The sequence below is a fragment of the Mycolicibacterium pallens genome (assembly GCF_019456675.1).
Lineage (GTDB): Bacteria > Actinomycetota > Actinomycetes > Mycobacteriales > Mycobacteriaceae > Mycobacterium > Mycobacterium crocinum.
Genome location: NZ_CP080333.1, coordinates 2339062 through 2355152, shown reverse-complemented (window position 1 = coordinate 2355152; position 16091 = coordinate 2339062). Strand labels below are relative to the sequence as shown.

Annotated in this window: 19 protein-coding genes and 1 pseudogene; 13 read left to right on the top strand and 7 right to left on the bottom strand. The window is 68.4% G+C overall.

Annotated features, from left to right (window positions below):
- The first annotated feature begins 87 nt into the window (after positions 1 to 87).
- Positions 88 to 792 (top strand): alpha/beta fold hydrolase, encoded by a 705-nt coding sequence (locus K0O64_RS11615; protein ID WP_096311187.1) that lies wholly within the window; start codon positions 88 to 90, stop codon positions 790 to 792.
- Here K0O64_RS11615 and K0O64_RS11610 read toward each other — a convergent pair.
- A complete protein-coding gene (locus K0O64_RS11610) occupies positions 789 to 1571 on the bottom strand; it encodes a DUF3710 domain-containing protein (RefSeq protein WP_220046371.1) in 783 nt (260 codons plus the stop codon). The genes K0O64_RS11615 and K0O64_RS11610 overlap by 4 nt on opposite strands.
- On the bottom strand, positions 1571 to 2035 hold the full coding sequence (dut, locus tag K0O64_RS11605) for a dUTP diphosphatase (RefSeq protein ID WP_096311185.1): 465 nt from the start codon (positions 2033 to 2035) through the stop codon (positions 1571 to 1573). Before dut ends, K0O64_RS11610 begins: the two co-directional genes overlap by 1 nt.
- A gap of 24 nt (positions 2036 to 2059) precedes the next feature.
- On the opposite strand from dut, the gene K0O64_RS11600 reads away from it, so the two are divergent.
- Entirely contained in the window at positions 2060 to 2536 is a 477-nt protein-coding gene (locus K0O64_RS11600) for a DUF3093 domain-containing protein (RefSeq protein WP_096311184.1), read from the top strand.
- Here the strand turns inward: K0O64_RS11600 and K0O64_RS11595 are convergent, their stop codons facing one another.
- Positions 2537 to 2839: a DUF4193 domain-containing protein gene (locus K0O64_RS11595; RefSeq protein WP_071949933.1), complete on the bottom strand. Its 303-nt coding sequence runs from the start codon at positions 2837 to 2839 to the stop codon at positions 2537 to 2539.
- A 171-nt stretch (positions 2840 to 3010) separates the two neighbouring features.
- Between K0O64_RS11595 and cei the strand changes: the two genes are divergently transcribed.
- Positions 3011 to 3661, top strand: coding sequence for an envelope integrity protein Cei (gene cei / locus K0O64_RS11590; protein WP_071945715.1), 651 nt, complete (start codon positions 3011 to 3013; stop codon positions 3659 to 3661).
- Here the strand turns inward: cei and K0O64_RS11585 are convergent, their stop codons facing one another.
- Positions 3662 to 4510 (bottom strand): inositol monophosphatase family protein, encoded by an 849-nt coding sequence (locus tag K0O64_RS11585; protein ID WP_071945717.1) that lies wholly within the window; start codon positions 4508 to 4510, stop codon positions 3662 to 3664.
- 96 nt (positions 4511 to 4606) lie between these two features.
- Between K0O64_RS11585 and ppgK the strand changes: the two genes are divergently transcribed.
- The 5 genes and pseudogenes from ppgK (at position 4607) to K0O64_RS11560 (ending at position 10660) form a co-directional block, all read left to right on the top strand.
- Positions 4607 to 5386, top strand: a complete 780-nt coding sequence (gene ppgK / locus K0O64_RS11580) for a polyphosphate--glucose phosphotransferase (protein WP_071945719.1) — start codon at positions 4607 to 4609, stop codon at positions 5384 to 5386.
- A 177-nt stretch (positions 5387 to 5563) separates the two neighbouring features.
- On the top strand, positions 5564 to 7075 hold the full coding sequence (locus K0O64_RS11575; RefSeq protein ID WP_071949934.1) for an RNA polymerase sigma factor: 1512 nt from the start codon (positions 5564 to 5566) through the stop codon (positions 7073 to 7075).
- A gap of 142 nt (positions 7076 to 7217) precedes the next feature.
- A complete protein-coding gene (locus K0O64_RS11570) occupies positions 7218 to 8585 on the top strand; it encodes a serine hydrolase domain-containing protein (RefSeq protein ID WP_220046500.1) in 1368 nt (455 codons plus the stop codon).
- A gap of 381 nt (positions 8586 to 8966) precedes the next feature.
- Positions 8967 to 9965: pseudogene (locus K0O64_RS11565) on the top strand (hypothetical protein); the annotation flags it as partial.
- Positions 9966 to 10282: 317 nt separating this feature from the next.
- Positions 10283 to 10660 (top strand): RidA family protein, encoded by a 378-nt coding sequence (locus K0O64_RS11560; protein ID WP_225933691.1) that lies wholly within the window; start codon positions 10283 to 10285, stop codon positions 10658 to 10660.
- On the opposite strand, the gene K0O64_RS11555 is transcribed toward K0O64_RS11560, so the two are convergent.
- Positions 10636 to 11001 carry a DUF952 domain-containing protein gene (locus K0O64_RS11555; protein ID WP_220046370.1) on the bottom strand — a complete coding sequence of 122 codons (366 nt, stop codon included), beginning with the start codon at positions 10999 to 11001 and terminating at the stop codon, positions 10636 to 10638. The genes K0O64_RS11560 and K0O64_RS11555 overlap by 25 nt on opposite strands.
- A gap of 158 nt (positions 11002 to 11159) precedes the next feature.
- Here K0O64_RS11555 and K0O64_RS11550 point away from each other — a divergent pair, with 158 nt between their 5' ends.
- On the top strand, positions 11160 to 11351 hold the full coding sequence (locus K0O64_RS11550; RefSeq protein WP_071945727.1) for a DUF7455 domain-containing protein: 192 nt from the start codon (positions 11160 to 11162) through the stop codon (positions 11349 to 11351).
- A 60-nt stretch (positions 11352 to 11411) separates the two neighbouring features.
- Positions 11412 to 12407 carry a YihY/virulence factor BrkB family protein gene (locus tag K0O64_RS11545; protein WP_096311180.1) on the top strand — a complete coding sequence of 332 codons (996 nt, stop codon included), beginning with the start codon at positions 11412 to 11414 and terminating at the stop codon, positions 12405 to 12407.
- On the opposite strand, the gene K0O64_RS11540 is transcribed toward K0O64_RS11545, so the two are convergent.
- Positions 12394 to 12633 carry a DUF3039 domain-containing protein gene (locus K0O64_RS11540; RefSeq protein ID WP_047330092.1) on the bottom strand — a complete coding sequence of 80 codons (240 nt, stop codon included), beginning with the start codon at positions 12631 to 12633 and terminating at the stop codon, positions 12394 to 12396. The genes K0O64_RS11545 and K0O64_RS11540 overlap by 14 nt on opposite strands.
- A 59-nt stretch (positions 12634 to 12692) precedes the next feature.
- Here K0O64_RS11540 and K0O64_RS11535 point away from each other — a divergent pair, with 59 nt between their 5' ends.
- The 3 genes from K0O64_RS11535 to K0O64_RS11525 all read left to right on the top strand — a co-directional run bounded on the left by K0O64_RS11535 (position 12693) and on the right by K0O64_RS11525 (position 15025).
- Positions 12693 to 13106: a DUF3099 domain-containing protein gene (locus tag K0O64_RS11535; RefSeq protein ID WP_174714176.1), complete on the top strand. Its 414-nt coding sequence runs from the start codon at positions 12693 to 12695 to the stop codon at positions 13104 to 13106.
- Positions 13107 to 13223: 117 nt separating this feature from the next.
- Complete coding sequence (locus K0O64_RS11530; RefSeq protein ID WP_262871779.1) at positions 13224 to 14213, top strand: sigma-70 family RNA polymerase sigma factor; 990 nt, start codon at positions 13224 to 13226, stop codon at positions 14211 to 14213.
- Between the two features lie 122 nt (positions 14214 to 14335).
- Positions 14336 to 15025, top strand: a complete 690-nt coding sequence (locus K0O64_RS11525; RefSeq protein WP_071945735.1) for an iron-dependent transcriptional repressor DtxR — start codon at positions 14336 to 14338, stop codon at positions 15023 to 15025.
- Between the two features lie 6 nt (positions 15026 to 15031).
- Here K0O64_RS11525 and K0O64_RS11520 read toward each other — a convergent pair whose 3' ends face one another.
- Positions 15032 to 16090 (bottom strand): DUF4192 domain-containing protein, encoded by a 1059-nt coding sequence (locus K0O64_RS11520; RefSeq protein WP_096312801.1) that lies wholly within the window; start codon positions 16088 to 16090, stop codon positions 15032 to 15034.
- Position 16091: the final 1 nt, after the last annotated feature.

The following is a 16091-nucleotide window of genomic DNA, read 5'->3' as shown; positions in this document are numbered from 1 at the left end:
ACGCAACGGTAGACCTCTTGGTTCCCCGACGCTACGTGGCATACCCGCGGCGGCCGTTGCTAATACGTCACAGGGCACGATCATGAGATGAGCATCACTTTCCGGGGAGTCACAGCGGTGCTGCTGCCCGGCACGGGTTCCGACGACGACTACGTGTACCGGGCGTTCGCCGGGCCGCTACACCCCGTCGGCACGGTGGTCGCGACGCCTGCGCCGCAGCCTGCCCGGCTGGTCGCCGGCTATCTCGAAGCGCTCGATGACGCCGCCCGCAACGGCCCGATCCTCGTCGGCGGGGTGTCGATCGGCGCGGCCGTGACGCTGGCCTGGGCACTGGCACACCCCGGGCACGCGGTGGCGGTGCTGGCCGCGTTGCCGGCGTGGAGCGGAGCGGCACACGAGGCCCCGGCCGCGCTGTCGGCCCGGCACACGGCGCATCAATTGCGCACCGAGGGCCTGGTCGCCACCACCGCGCAGATGCGGGCCTCCAGCCCGGCCTGGCTGGCCGACGAGCTGGCCCGCAGCTGGCTGGGTCAGTGGCCGGAGCTGCCCGATGCGATGGAGGAAGCCGTCGGGTATGTCGCCCCCAGCGTCGCCGAGCTGGAACGGCTCAGTGTGCCGATGGGTGTGGTGGGGGCGACGGACGACCCGATCCATCCGCTGGAGGTGGCGGTGGAATGGGTGGCGGCGGCACCGCACGCGGCGCTGCGGACGGTCAGCCTCGACGACTTCGGCCCGAACCCGGAGGTTCTGGGTTCGGCCTGTGTGGAGGCGCTGATCGAGGCGGCCGACTAGCCGCCGGTGCTGGAGCTGCGCAGCTGTTGCATGGCCGAGCCGGAGGCACTGCGCCGCTCGGTCGGCATCTCGCCCTGGCCCTGCTGCTGCATCAGCGCCTGCTGAGCGGCCGCCATCTGCGCCTGCTGCGCGGCGGCCTGCCGCAGCTGCTCGAGCATCGGCTCGGGCAGCTGGACCTGCAGCGGGGTGCGCACCGGTAGTGGGGTGTCACCGCGACGAACCACGGTGTCGCTCAAGGCTTCTCGCGCCTCGGCAACCAGGTTTTCCATCGCCTCGGGCGCGCCGTTGACCACACAGCGGATCATCCAGCGGTAGCCGTCGACGCCGATGAAGCGGACCACTCCGGCACCGGTGCCGACCACCTCACGACCCCACGGGCCGTCCTCGATGGACACCCGCGCGTTGTCCTTGCGCAGCGAATCAGCCAGCTCGCTGGCGACCTCGCGCCACAATCCGGGCGACTTTGGCGCCGCGTAGGCGGCGATCGTGAACCGGCCGTGCGGCGTGACCACCCATACCGCGCTGGGCACTCCCACCTCGTTCAGCTCAACCTGCACCTGGCCGGCCGCTGGCATCGGTACGAGCACCGAGCCAAGGTCCAGCCGGGCTTCGGCGGCGTCGGCCGGGTTGTCGAAGTCCTCGATGTCGAACGGGCCGCCCTCGTAGTCGTTGCCGCCGCTGTCGACGTCCTCGACGTCCTCGACGGCGACGTCCTCGACCGCCGGGGTCTCCGGCGTCGCGTCCGCGCCCGCTTCGTTCTTACGTCTGCCGAATGCCATCACAAACTCGCATGTCCGCCGGAGGATCCGTAGCCGCCCTCGCCACGGGTGGTGTCAGCCAGTCCGGCCTCGTCGAACGAGGCCACCTCGACCAGCTCTGGAAGTTCGACCCGCTGGACCAGCAACTGGGCGATGCGGTCGCCACGCCGGATCGTGATCGGCGTCGCGGGGTCGAGGTTGATCAACGACACTTTCACTTCGCCGCGGTAACCGGCGTCGATCGTGCCGGGGCTGTTGACGATCGAAAGTCCAACGCGCGCAGCCAAACCGGAGCGCGGGTGGACCAGACCGACCATGCCGTGCGGGATCGCCACGGCGATCCCTGTGCCCACCAGGGCGCGCTGGCCGGGCGCCAGGTCGACGTCCTGCGCGCTGAACAAATCCACGCCCGCATCGCCGTCGTGGGCGCGGCTGGGCATCGGGAGATCGCGGTCCAGGCGAACCACCGCGAGACTGGTCGGCACGATGCGAAGACTACCCTTGGCCGCGTGTCTGGTTCGCGTGTGACCTCGCAAACCGTGCGGTACCGCGAGCGGCTGTGGGTGCCGTGGTGGTGGTGGCCGCTCGGCCTGGCTCTGGCCGCCCTGATCGCCAAGGAAGTCACCATGGGTGTGCGCACCCTGCCGGTGTGGCTGCCCTACGCCCTGCTCGGCGCGGTCGCGGTCGGCGTGCTGCTGTGGATGAGTCGTACCGAGGTCCGGGTCGTGACCGACGGCGCTGAGGTCGAACTGTGGGCCGGTCAGGCGCATCTGCCGATGTCGGTGGTCTCCCGCTCGGCCGAGATCCCGCGATCCGCGAAGTCGGCGGCGCTGGGCCGCCAGCTCGATCCGGCAGCGTTCGTGCTGCATCGCGGCTGGGTGGGCCCTCTGGTTCTGGTCGTGCTCGACGACCCGGACGATCCGACCCCGTATTGGCTGGTCAGCGCCCGCCATCCGGACCGGGTGCTCTCCGCATTGCGGAGCTGATCAAGCGGCGCAATCGGTGCAGAGCAACACACCGTTCTTGTCGCTGGCCAGTCGGCTGCGGTGATGCACCAAAAAGCAGCTGGAGCAGGTGAACTCGTCTGCCTGCTTCGGAACAACGCGTACCGATAGCTCCTCGCCCGACAGATCGGCACCGGGCAGCTCGAAGTTCTCCGCGGAGTCCGTCTCATCGACATCCACCACGGCCGACTGCGCCTCATTGCGGCGAGCCTTCAATTCCTCGAGCGAATCCTCGGACACCTCGTCAGTCTCGGTGCGCCGCGGGGCGTCGTAGTCGGTAGCCATCTTGTCGTCCCCTCGTAACCTCAGCATGGCTTTGTATCAGCGTGGAACGGATCCGCCAAACTATTCGTGCCCGGATCCCCCTTACGTCGTGTGTGATTTACGTCACATGTATTCAATCCGATGAATGGGCGTGTTGGACGAGGATCGGGCGACTGCCTCTAGAGTGCATCCGTGGTCGCTCAAATCACGGAGGGCACGGCCTTCGACAAGCACGGTCGCCCGTTCCGTCGACGCAACTACCTGCCCGGACTCATCGCGCTGGGCGTGATGTTCGTGATCACCGCCATCGTGTGGGGGTTTGTGCTGACCCGCCCCGTCGATGTGCGGGAAGCCGCGACCTGCAACCCGCCGCCACCGGCCACCGATCCGGCCGCCCCCAAGCTCGGCGAGCAGGTGTCGCACTCGTCGATGATCGACGTCGCGCCGGCCAAGCTGGTCGACACCAAGATCCGGGTGCTCAACGCCAGCGGCCAGGGCGGACAGGCCGGTGAGGTCGCCGGCGCGCTACGCGACCTCGGCTTCGCCCAGCCCACCGCGGCCAACGACCCGATCTACACCAACACCCGGCTGACCTGCCAGGGCCAGATCCGCTTCGGCTCCAGCGGACGGGCCGGTGCGGCGGCGGTGTGGTTGGTGGCGCCCTGCGTCGAGCTGTTCCAGGACGATCGCAAGGACGACTCGGTTGACCTGGCGATCGGCACCGACTTCACCACGCTGGCGCACAGCGACGACATCGACGCCGTCCTGGCCGGGCTGCGTCCCGACGCCACCGAGCCCGCCGACTCGACCTTGCTGACCAAGATCCACAACGGCACCTGCTGACTAGGGCAGCGCCCGCAGTCCCCCGGATCGCTCCAGCGCTTCGGTGAGCGCGGCCGCGACCCCGGGCGCCGCCGCCACCAGCAGGCCGCCCTCCTCGCCGGGCTCCGGCAACGCCACCACTGCGCCCGCCTCGGTGGCGATCAACGCCCCGGCCGCCCAGTCCCACACGTTCAGGCCGTGTTCGTAGTGGGCATCCAGCCGACCCGCCGCGACCAGGCACAGGTCCAGCGCTGCTGAACCGATCCGGCGGACGTCGCGCACCTGCGGCAGCAGCTGGGCCAGCAACGCCGACTGCTCGGCGCGCCGCTGCGGTGCATAGCCGAAACCGGTGCCCACCAACGCCATCGACAGGTCGCTCACCGTGCTGGCGCGCAACCCCCGGCGCTGCCCGGCGCCGAGCACGTGGGCGCCGGAGCCGACCGCTGCGGAATAGATGTCACCGCTGACCACGTCGGCGACCGCACCCGCGACCGACACTCCGTCGATCTGCGCAGCGATCGAAATCCCGTATGCCGGAATGCCGTACATGAAGTTGACTGTGCCGTCGATCGGGTCGATCACCCAGCAGACCGCGCCGTCGACCCCGGCGGCCGGACCTCCGCCTTCCTCGCCGAGGATGACATCGTCCGGTCGCAGCGCACCGAGCCGATCACGCAGCAGCAGTTCGGTTTCGGTGTCGACAACAGTCACCGGGTCGGTCGGCGTGCTCTTCGTGCGGATCGCGTTGGCGCCGATCGAGTCGTCCTCGCTATCGAAGACCTCCGCGCGCCGGCGGCGGACGAATGCGGCGGCTTCGGCGGCCAACTGCTCGGCCAGCACGCGTAATTGTTCTGCCCGGTTGTCGCTCACCTGACCATCGCAGCACAGGAATCCCGACACCCAAAGGGCGGCGCAGCCACTAGTGTGTGGAACGCGTAGACCGCCCGCCTCGCCGAGGAGCAGCCCATGCCCGACACCGAATCCCCCACCCCCGGATCGAACCGCGGCTTCGGCGTCGATGTCGGTGGCAGCGGGGTCAAGGGCGGGATCGTCGATCTGGACACCGGCAAACTGATCGGCGAGCGGTTCAAGTTGCTCACACCGCAGCCGTCGACACCGGAAGCAGTCGCCAAGACCGTGGCCGAGGTGGTCCGGCACTTCGACTGGACCGGCCCGCTGGGTGTCACCTACCCCGGCGTCGTCGTCAACGGCGTCGTGCAGACCGCGGCCAACGTCGACAAGGGCTGGATCGGCACCAACGCCTCCCAGATCATCAGCGACGCACTCGGCGGCCAGCAGGTGACCGTGCTCAACGACGCCGACGCCGCCGGCGTCGCCGAACAGCGCCACGGCGCCGGACGCAACCGGGACGGCGTGATCGTGTTGCTGACCTTCGGCACCGGAATCGGATCCGCGGTGATCCACGGCGGCCAGCTGCTGCCCAACACCGAGTTCGGCCACCTCGAAGTCGACGGCAAGGAAGCCGAGCATCGGGCGGCCTCCTCGGTGAAGGAACGCAAGGACTGGAGCTACGAGCGGTGGAGCCAGGAAGTCACGAAAGTGCTGGTCACCATCGAGAACGCGATCTGGCCCGACCTGTTCATCGCCGGCGGCGGCATCAGCCGCAAGGCCGAGAAATGGATACCGCTGCTGAAGAACCGGACCCCGGTCGTGGCCGCGGAGCTGCTCAACGAGGCGGGCATCGTCGGGGCCGCGATGGCGGCTCAGACCGACGTCACACGCTGATTTTTCCTTGCTCGGCGCGGTTCGGGCCCACAGTGTCGTTACAATGGTCAACGGCGGCCGCCTACCGGATATAGCGGCGAGAATCCACCACGAGATCCACGCCAATAGTCCTCATAGCCGACGCTTTCGGTGGCGCGCCCACGCCCACCGAGAGCCAGCACGACCGAAAGGGTGTACGTGGCAGCGACCAAGGCAAGCCCGGCAACCGAAGAGCCGGTGAAGCGCACCGCCACCAAGACTCCCGCGAAGAAGCCGGCAGCCAAGGCAGCCAACGGTTCCGCGCCGGCCAAGCGTGCCACCAAGGCCGCTCCCCGCGCAGCCGAGGCCGGCGATTCCGAGATCACCGATGTCACGGCCGCCCCGACCAAGGCGCGTGCCACCAAAGCAGCCGCCAAGAAGGCGCCGGCCACCCGTGGCCGGGCCAAGAAGGACGCCGCCCCCGCCGACACCGATGCCGAGGCCGGCACCGATGACGAACTCGACGGCGAGCTCGACGGCGACCCCGAACTCGACGTAGCCGACGACGATCTGGAACTCGACGACCTCGAGGACGTTGCCGACGACACCGACGACTCGTCGGACGACGACAGCGACGACGAGACCGAGGAAGGCGCCGCGACCAAGGCTGCGCCCGCCGCCGAGGGCGAGTCCGGCGACGACGAAGACATCGCCGAGCCGTCCGAGAAGGACAAGGCCTCCGGCGACTTCGTCTGGGACGAAGAGGAGTCCGAGGCACTGCGGCAGGCCCGCAAGGACGCCGAGCTGACCGCGTCGGCCGACTCGGTGCGCGCCTACCTCAAGCAGATCGGCAAGGTCGCGCTGCTGAACGCCGAGGAGGAGGTCGAGCTCGCCAAGCGGATCGAGGCCGGCCTCTACGCCACGCAGCTGATGGCGGAAAAGACCGACAAGGGCGAGAAGCTGCCCGTGCAGCAGCGCCGCGACATGCAGTGGATCTGCCGCGACGGCGACCGCGCGAAAAACCATCTGCTGGAAGCCAACCTGCGTCTGGTGGTGTCGCTGGCCAAGCGCTACACCGGCCGCGGCATGGCGTTCCTGGACCTCATCCAGGAAGGCAACCTCGGTCTGATCCGCGCGGTCGAGAAGTTCGACTACACCAAGGGCTACAAGTTCTCGACCTACGCCACGTGGTGGATCCGCCAGGCGATCACCCGCGCGATGGCCGACCAGGCCCGCACGATCCGTATCCCCGTGCACATGGTCGAGGTCATCAACAAGCTCGGCCGCATCCAGCGTGAGCTGCTTCAGGACCTGGGCCGCGAGCCCACGCCCGAAGAGCTGGCCAAGGAAATGGACATCACGCCGGAGAAGGTGCTGGAGATCCAGCAGTACGCGCGTGAGCCGATCTCGCTGGACCAGACCATCGGCGACGAGGGCGACAGCCAGCTCGGAGACTTCATCGAGGACTCCGAGGCCGTCGTGGCCGTCGACGCGGTGAGCTTCACGCTGCTGCAGGATCAGCTGCAGTCGGTGCTCGAGACGCTCTCCGAGCGCGAGGCGGGCGTCGTGCGGCTGCGGTTCGGCCTGACCGACGGGCAGCCGCGCACCCTCGACGAGATCGGCCAGGTGTACGGGGTCACGCGTGAACGGATCCGGCAGATCGAGTCGAAGACCATGAGCAAGCTGCGCCACCCCAGCCGCTCGCAGGTGCTGCGCGACTACCTCGACTGAGGTCAAGCCGATTCAGCTGTGCCACAGCCGTTTTCAGTCGGCAGCACGCGCTGCCGGTTGCATTCTGCTGACCTTGGCCGCAGCGTGCTCCCACGGCCCCGCGCCGCATGCCGCGCAGACCGAAACAGTGCGTGCCGCGCCGATGCCGGTCGCTCCGGTGCGCCCGCCCAGCCCGCCCACGCCCGACATCCCGGCGGTCTCGAAAATCATGACCGCCGCGGTGGCCGCGAACCGATTGCCCGGTGCCGTCGTCGTGGTCGGGCACAGCGGCAAGGTCGTCTTCCGCAGGGCCTTCGGCGTCCGGAAGCTGGCCGGCGAACGGGGCCTCGACGGAGCGCCCGCCCCTGCTGAGCCGATGACCGAGGACACGATCTTCGACCTCGCCTCGTTGACGAAGCCGCTCGCCACCGCAACGGCCGTCATGCAGCTCTACGAGCAGGGCCGGCTAGGCTTCGACGACCCGGTGCAGCGATACCTACCCGGCTTCAACCTCGGCAACGATCCCAAGCGCGCCGAGGTGACCGTGCGCATGCTGCTCACCCACACCTCCGGCGAAACCGGCGACGTCGAGCTCAAAGACCCGTGGGGACTGGATGCACCAGACCGGACGGAGGGCTTTCGTCGCGCGCTCACGACGCCGCTGGAATCCGCTCCGGGCGAAGTGTTCCGCTACTCCGACATCAACTTCATCCTGCTCGGCGCACTTGTCGAGCAGCTCACCGGCGAGCCCGAAGACGACTACGTGCAGCGGAACGTGTTCGCCCCGCTGGGTATGACCGAAACCCGTTATCTCCCTGTGGCGAAGGTCTGCGGTCCGCACACGATTCGCGGTGCGGCGGCGTACTGGGCACCCACCAGAGTCACTGAATGCGCTGCGGGACAATGGGATACGAATCTCCTGCCGCTCATCGCGCCGACGGCGTGGGATGAAGAGAACCCCGGCGACCCCAGTCGCAACCCCGATTTCGGCAACCTGCTGCGCGGTACCGTGCACGACACGACGGCACGGCGAATGGGTGGAGTGGCCGGACACGCCGGGGTGTTCTCGACCGCCTCGGACGTCAGCGTCTACGCCCAGGCATTGCTCGACCGACTTGCGGGCCGGCCGAGCGCGTTTCCGCTGCAGCAGTCCACCCTCGAATTGATGACGTCGCCGCAGCAGCCCGGGCACAGCGCGGGACAACTCGACGCGGCCAACGCTGCGGCCGCCGGAGAAAAGCCCGAGCGGCATCCGGCGATTCCCGGGCAAAACCTTCGCGGCTTCGGCTGGGACATCGATACGGGCCAATCCACCACGCGCGGTGCGGTCTTCCCCATCGGCAGCTTCGGTCACACCGGCTTCACGGGCACCTCCCTGTGGCTGGATCCGGGCTCGGACACCTACGTCGTCCTGCTGTCCAACGCGGTCCACACCCGGGGCAGTGCACCGATCTCGCCCTTGCGTGCAGAGGTGGCGACCACAGTCGCGCAATCACTGGGCCTTTACGACAGCGCTCGCCCAGGCGGCTGACCGGCCGCACGTCGGCGTCGCGGCATGTCTCCCACTAATTGTCTCCTCTGTCAGCAAATACCTGTGCGGTGCGCTTCGGCAGTGTCATGATCTCGGAGAATCAGCTCTTCCCGGATCTCTCAACCTGAAGGGACTCCCGTGCTTTCTGACTCTGCTTTCCGGTCGAAGTGCACCACTGCGAGGTCAGCGCTATACCTCGCCGTCGGGGCGGCATTCGCTGGGGCCGGCCTCTTTTTGGCGGGTTCCGCACAGGCGGCGCCGGGCAACGACGCCTCGCCCGACGGACTCCAGTGCCTCATGACCAACACCGATTGCCCATCCGGCGTCGAGGTGCCGGCCCGACCCGCCGCGGTTACCGCGAATGCGGTCGCCCCCACTGCGCTGGCCGCCGCCGTCAGCAACATCTCCGTACGAGACATTCCCATCATCGGGATATTCATCGGGAACGGCGCCGACGCGCAGCCAGGCTGCGTCGGCAGTGCTTGCAACGGCGGCAACGCCGGACTGCTCATCGGCAACGGCGGGAACGGGCTCGACGGCGGCAACGGCGGAGCCGGCGGGTTCTTCTTCGGCCGCGGCGGGAACGGCGGCGCCGGTATCGCAGGCGTCGAGGGCTCCCTTCCCGGTGACGACGGGGGCCACGCCGGGAACGGCGGCAGCGGTGGCGCCGGTGGCTTCTTCTTCGGCCGCGGCGGCGACGGCGGCGTCGGCGGAACGGGCGGCAACGGCGCCGGCGGAGGTACCGGAACCCCGACATTCGGCGGCAACGGCGGCGACGGCGGCAACGGTGGTGATGGCGGGGCAGCCGGACGGGGTGGCTTCTTCGGGCTCTTCGGCCTGGATGGCCATACCGGCAACGGCGGCAACGGCGGTACCGGCGGAGTCGGTGGCGGTTCGTTCACAACACAATTCGCGGGCGTTGGCGGCAACGGCGGCAGTGGCGGTAACGGCGGTGCGCTGGGCGGGAGCGGCGGCACCGGCGGGGCCGGCGGTCTCGGCGAATCCGGCGGCGACGCCGGCAACGGCGGCAAAGGTGGCGCCGGCGTTACGGGCGGAGCAGGCGGCACGGGCGGCGCAGGCGGCTTGGCCGCCACGGGCAACGGTGGCCTCGGCGGCAACGGCGGCCAGGGCGGCACCGGGACCAGCACCGGCGGGGCGGGCGGAGCCGGCGGCTACGGCGGTACCGGCGGCCCGGGCAGCAGCGGCTTTGCCGGCGGCGCAGGCGGCACCGGCGGAGCCGGCGGCCAAGGCGGTGCCGGAGCCACCGGCGGTGCCGGCGGCACTGGCGGCAACGGCGGCTTCGGCGGCGTCAACTTCGACTTCGGACAGAACAACACGGGCGGGGCCGGGGGCACCGGTGGCGCCGGTGGGACCGGCGGAGTGGGCACGGTGGGCTCCGGCGGCCGCGGTGGCACGGGCGGAACCGGCGGCTTCGGCGGCAACGCCGCAAACGGACAGACCAATACCGGTGGCGCCGGCGGCTCCGGCGGAACCGGCGGCAAAGGTGGCGCGGGCGCCAACGGGGCCAATCCGGGCAGCACCGGGGGCAGCGGCGGTGCGGGCCAAGCTCAATCCGGCGGCGTCGGCGGCAAGGGCGGCACCGGCGGCGGAGGCGGCACGGGCGGCGCAGGCTGAATCACGCTCAGCCACCCAAAATTCAGGTGCGCGGGCATGCCGCACCCGCATACCCTGGCGCCGTGTCCAGCAGGGTGAATGTGTCCTCGGAATCGACCTACGAACGTGCGGTCGGGTACTGCCGCGCGGTGCGGATCGGGCCGCACATCGCGATCTCGGGAACCACCGGAGCGGGCGACGATATCGTCGAGCAGACCCGAAATGCTTTGCAGCGCATAGGGTCCGCGCTATCCGACGTCGATGCCGCCCTATCCGACGTCATACGGACCCGGATCTACGTCACCGACATCTCTCAGTGGCGCGCCGTCGGCGCGGTGCACGCCGAGTTCTTCGGCACCGTTCGACCGGCGGCGACCATGGTCGAGGTCGCCGCGCTCATCGAACCCGGGTTGTTCGTGGAGATCGAGGCCGACGCCTACGTCGACGGCTCGAACGGCTGAAACCGGCCGTCCGGCCCCGGCCGGTACGGGGTGACATTCATCACGGCACTGATCGGCAGCCGGCCATACAGATGCGGGAACCTCATCGACTCCGGGTCCGTTGGAACACCAGGTTCCCAACGCAGCGGCGAATCCAGCTTCTGCGGATCGATGTGTAGGAGCACCAAATCGGTGCGACCGGCGTAGAGCCGGTTGGCCGGCAGGTGCACCTGCTCACGCGTCGAGAGATGGATGAATCCGACTTCGGTCAGAGATGCGGGGCAAAGTTCGCCAACGCTGTGGGCGGCTTCCCAGTCTCGCTCTCCGCACAGGTGGAGTAAGAATTCCGGATTCGGGTACATACGACCACACTGCAGTACCCGCAACACGACGAGGCGTGAGACACGACACAGCGTTAAACCCCTGGGGAACAAGGCCCAAACGAAGAACGTCTGAGACAGTAGAGATACGTGACGGTGGCGCCCAGTCACCGACGCGATGAGCACCTTACGGAGGAGCTATGAACGCAACGTTGACCAGTCCCGAATTGACCAGGGCTGATCGCTGCGACCGCTGTGGAGCAGCGGCTCGCGTGCGCGCCAAGCTCCCGTCGGGCGCCGAACTCCTGTTCTGCCAGCATCACGCCAACGAGCACCAGGCCAAGCTGATCGAGCTGGCCGCGGTGATCGAAGTCAGCCCGTCGGAGGCGTAGTAGCCGCTCACGGCCGCGTCGCTGGGCAGGACCGCTGTCGTCAGGAATGCTGGACTGGTCATGACTGACCAATCCGCCAAACCGTCTCGCCATCACATATGGCGGATCTCGAAACGGACATTGTCCAAGAGTTGGGACGACTCGATTTTCTCCGAGTCGGCTCAGGCCGGTTTCTGGTCGGTGCTGTCGTTGCCGCCGCTGCTGCTCGGGATGCTGGGCAGCCTGGCCTACATCGCGCCGCTGTTCGGGCTAGACACCCTGCCCACCATTGAGAACCAGCTGATCAACTTCGCGAACAGCTTCTTCTCGAAGAACGTGGTCAACGAGATCATCGAGCCGACCGTTCGCGACATCGTGGCCGGGGCGCGCGGCGAGGTGGTGTCATTCGGCTTCGTGATCAGCCTGTGGGCCGGCTCGTCCGCCATCTCGGCGTTCGTCGACTCGGTGGTGGAAGCCCACGACCAGACCCCGCTACGGCATCCGGTACGGCAGCGGTTCTTCGCGCTCGGGCTCTACGTGGTGATGCTGGTTTTCGTGATCGCCAGCGCACCGTTCGTAGCGCTCGGGCCGCGCAAGATCTCGTCGTACCTGCCGGACAGCTGGGACAACCTGCTGCACTACGGCTACTACCCCGCCCTGGTCTTGGCGCTGGTGCTCGCCGTGACGATCCTCTACCGGGTATCACTGCCCAAACCGCTGCCGACCCATCGGCTGGTGTGGGGAGCAGTCCTGGCGACGACCGTGTTCGTGGTCGCGACGATGGGCCTACGGTTCTACCTGACCTGGATCACCAGCACCGGCTACACCTACGGGGCGCTGGCCACCCCGATCGCATTCCTGCTGTTCGCGTTCTTCCTCGGCTTCGCGATCATGATCGGGGCCGAACTCAACGCCGCGATCGAAGAGGAATTCCCCGCGCCGATGCCGCACGCCGATCAGGTCCGAACGTGGCTGCGGCGCAGGGCGAAAGCCCGCAGTGACGGCGACGCCGAGGCCGAGCAGCCACAGCCGGCGCCGGACGACACCGCTGAAGCCGCTCCCGTCAGCCCTTCTTGAGGTTCTCGTAGACCCGCTTGCAGTCCGGGCAGACAGGCGAGCCGGGCTTGGCCGCGCGGGTCACCGGGAACACCTCGCCGCACAGCGCGACGACGTGGGTGCCCATCACGGCACTCTCGGCGATCTTGTCCTTCTTGACGTAGTGGAAGACCTTGGGGGCGTCGTCGTCGGTCCCGTCGTCGACGCGTTCGTCGGTGTCGGTGCGTTCGATCGTCTGGGTCTGCATAGAAGACATTGTGCCCGGTAAGACAGCCGTAAGAAACCGGCATGCATATCGATCACGGAATGTGGAACAGTGGAGGTATGAAGCGTGAGCTGGGATTCGACGACGAGGGTCGGCCCGTGCTCATCACCGCCGCGGCGACGCCCTATGAGGAGCAGCACCGCCAGCGCGTGCGGAAGTATTTGACGATCATGTCCTTTCGGATCCCGGCGCTGATTTTGGCGGCCGCGGCGTACGGCCTGTGGCACAACGGCCTCATCTCGCTGGCGATCATCGCGGTGTCGTTGCCGCTGCCGTGGATGGCCGTACTGATCGCCAATGACCGTCCGCCCCGACGTGCCGAAGAACCCCGTCGCTTCAACGACACCCCGCACCGGACCCAGCTGTTCCCGCGTGCCGAACGTCGCGCGCTCGAGGCCGGGATCCCGGCAGCGCAACCGCATTCGGCCGGTGGGGCCGACCGCGGTTCCCACTGACCCCCGGTAGCGTCCTTTCTCAGGACATTCTCAGGGCTCCTCGGTATTCCCGCACTTCAGAGGGTGTGAACCCGCAACCTTGCGGGAACTCTTAGCTCCGATCGCACGTTGAACGCTTTGACAGATGCAGCCGATCAGGAGGCCACCATGGCAAATGCCACCACCACCCGGTTCGACAGCGATCTGGACGCTCAGAGTCCAGCCGCCGACCTGGTGCGCGTGTATCTGAACGGCATCGGTAAGACCGCGCTGCTCACCGCCGAGGACGAGGTCGAGCTGGCCAAGCGCATCGAGGCCGGGCTCTTCGCCCAGCACCTGCTGGAGACCAAGAAGCGGCTGTCCGAGAACCGCAAGCGCGATCTCGCCATCATCGTGCGGGACGGGCAGGCCGCCCGCAGCCACCTGCTCGAGGCCAACCTGCGTCTGGTGGTGTCGCTCGCGAAGCGCTACACCGGCCGCGGCATGCCGCTGCTGGACCTCATCCAGGAGGGCAACCTCGGTCTGATCCGCGCGATGGAGAAGTTCGACTACACCAAGGGTTTCAAGTTCTCGACGTATGCCACCTGGTGGATCCGTCAGGCCATCACCCGCGGTATGGCCGACCAGAGCCGCACGATCCGGCTGCCCGTCCACCTCGTGGAGCAGGTCAACAAGCTGGCGCGGATCAAGCGTGAGATGCACCAGAGCCTGGGCCGCGAGGCCAGCGACGAGGAACTCGCCGAAGAGTCGGGCATCCCGGTCGAGAAGATCAACGATCTGCTGGAGCACAGCCGCGACCCGGTAAGCCTCGACATGCCGGTCGGCAGCGACGAGGAGGCTCCGCTCGGCGACTTCATCGAGGACGCCGAAGCCATGTCCGCGGAGAACGCGGTCATTGCCGAGCTGCTGCACACCGACATCCGCCACGTGCTCGCCACGCTCGACGAGCGCGAGCAGCAGGTGATCCGGCTCCGGTTCGGCCTCGACGACGGCCAGCCCCGCACCCTCGACCAGATCGGCAAGCTGTTCGGCCTGTCCCGCGAACGGGTTCGCCAGATCGAGCGCGAGGTCATGGCCAAGCTCCGCAACGGTGATCGGGCGGATCGGCTGCGGTCCTACGCCAGCTAGATAAGCAACCCCCCAAGTGTGCCCGTCGGCGATGCCGGCGGGCACGCTGCCGTGGGCGGCAGTGTTGCACATCCGTTTTCCCAGCTAGCCAAGTAGACTCGGGACAGACGAAGGGTGTCCTTATGAACGATCTGGTCGATACCACCGAGATGTATCTCCGCACGATCTACGACCTCGAGGAAGAGGGCGTGATCCCGCTGCGCGCACGCATTGCCGAGCGCTTGGAGCAGAGTGGCCCGACAGTCAGCCAGACCGTAGCCCGGATGGAACGCGACGGCTTGCTTCAGGTCGCCGGCGACCGCCATCTCGAATTGACCGAGAAGGGCCGCGAACTCGCGGTCTCGGTGATGCGCAAGCACCGCCTCGCCGAACGGCTTCTGGTAGACGTCATCGGCTTGCCGTGGGAAGAGGTCCACGCCGAGGCCTGCCGCTGGGAGCACGTCATGAGCGAGGACGTCGAGCGCCGCCTGGTGCAGGTTCTCGACGACCCGACCGTGTCTCCGTTCGGCAACCCGATCCCCGGCCTGTCGCTGCTGGGCCTGGACATGAGCCAGTTCGAGGACGCCAACCTGGTCCGCCTGACCGAGCTGCCCGCCGGCTCCCCCGTCGCCGTGGTGGTCCGTCAGCTCACCGAGCACGTCCAGGGTGACGTCGAACTGATCGGCCAGCTCAAGGAAGCCGGCGTGGTGCCCAATGCCCGTGTCCAAGTGGAGAACAGCCCGCACGGCGGTGTGACCATCCTGATCGGCGGCCACGAGAACGTGCACCTGCCCCACGAGATGGCCCACGCCGTCAAGGTCGAGAAGGTCTAGCCTCCCTCAGACCGCGCGGCGGCCGAACGTGCGCCGCGGCGGAAGCCGCACCCCGAGCCGCTTGGCCAGCCGATACCCGGTGCCGGCCAGCTCGCGAATCTGTTCGGGTCGCAGGCCCGACTGCAGCGCCGTGTCGAGCATGTCCGCCATCCGGTGCTCGGGATCGCTGCGCAGCGCGGCCTCCAGCGACAGCCCCGCCAGCGGCCCGTCGCCCCGGGCGTACGCCGAAAAGGCCAGCAGCACAAGCGCTTCGGTGCGCCAGGGGTCGGGCAGTGTGCGCGACAGCACCGCCCACAACGCTTCGGCGTTCGCGGCGTCGGCGCCGACGGCCAGCGCGTAGAGCGTGTCGCGCACGTCGACGTCGGTCAGCGCGCACGCCAGCATCGCGAGCTCGGACTCGTCGAGCTCGGCCCCGGCATTCACGCGGGCGGCGAGCGCCATGGCTGCTTCGACGTCGCGGCGACCGCACCCGTCGGGATCGGCCCGCCAGTCGGCTTCTCGCGCCTGCGCATGCTCAGAGATGGCCGGCACCAGCGACGCCGCGCGGCCGGCGTCGGCAACAGCAACCACCGCCTGCAGATCGGAACGACGTGGATACAGTCGCCGACCCTCCAGCACGGCGGCCGCGGCCAGTGGCGAGGCCATCGGATCCTCCACCGCCCCGAAGGCACCGCAGCCGTCGACGCAGTGCCATCGGCCACCCGCCTCGATCCGGTCGACGACGTGGGTGGCATAGATCTCCATGCCGTGAGCGGACAGCGCGGTCGACAGGTCATCGCAGATGTCGCGATAGTCCTGATTGCACATCGGGCACGGGGCGCCCTCGGCATCGACGATCACCACCACGACGGTGTCCCCACCCGACGCGGCGGCGAGTTCGGCGAGGTGAGAGAGGTCATCGCCGATCGTCTTGGACAGGTCGACGCGCATGACGGCGCCCATCTCGCCGCCTTCGAGGGCCACCAGCACCAGTGACTTCTCCGGCACGAAGCCGAGAACGGCGGGCAGGGCGGCGATCAGCGCGCCGGGACGGGTGAAGCGATAGTCGGGTTCGTGTGTGGTCATG

Bases quoted from the DNA above. Each gene is read 5' to 3' on its own strand.
- K0O64_RS11615 (WP_096311187.1), top strand. From the start codon at position 88: ATGAGCATCACTTTCCGGGGAGTCACAGCGGTGCTGCTGCCCGGCACG.
- K0O64_RS11610 (WP_220046371.1), bottom strand. From the start codon at position 1,571: ATGGCATTCGGCAGACGTAAGAACGAAGCGGGCGCGGACGCGACGCCG.
- K0O64_RS11555 (WP_220046370.1), bottom strand. From the start codon at position 11,001: ATGTACCCGAATCCGGAATTCTTACTCCACCTGTGCGGAGAGCGAGAC.
- K0O64_RS11535 (WP_174714176.1), top strand. From the start codon at position 12,693: ATGTGGAACAGTGGAGGTATGAAGCGTGAGCTGGGATTCGACGACGAG.
- K0O64_RS11540 (WP_047330092.1), bottom strand. From the start codon at position 12,633: ATGCAGACCCAGACGATCGAACGCACCGACACCGACGAACGCGTCGAC.
- ppgK (WP_071945719.1), top strand. From the start codon at position 4,607: ATGCCCGACACCGAATCCCCCACCCCCGGATCGAACCGCGGCTTCGGC.
- K0O64_RS11550 (WP_071945727.1), top strand. From the start codon at position 11,160: ATGAACGCAACGTTGACCAGTCCCGAATTGACCAGGGCTGATCGCTGC.
- K0O64_RS11520 (WP_096312801.1), bottom strand. From the start codon at position 16,090: ATGACCACACACGAACCCGACTATCGCTTCACCCGTCCCGGCGCGCTG.
- K0O64_RS11595 (WP_071949933.1), bottom strand. From the start codon at position 2,839: ATGGCTACCGACTACGACGCCCCGCGGCGCACCGAGACTGACGAGGTG.
- K0O64_RS11570 (WP_220046500.1), top strand. From the start codon at position 7,218: ATGCCGGTCGCTCCGGTGCGCCCGCCCAGCCCGCCCACGCCCGACATC.
- K0O64_RS11525 (WP_071945735.1), top strand. From the start codon at position 14,336: ATGAACGATCTGGTCGATACCACCGAGATGTATCTCCGCACGATCTAC.
- K0O64_RS11545 (WP_096311180.1), top strand. From the start codon at position 11,412: ATGACTGACCAATCCGCCAAACCGTCTCGCCATCACATATGGCGGATC.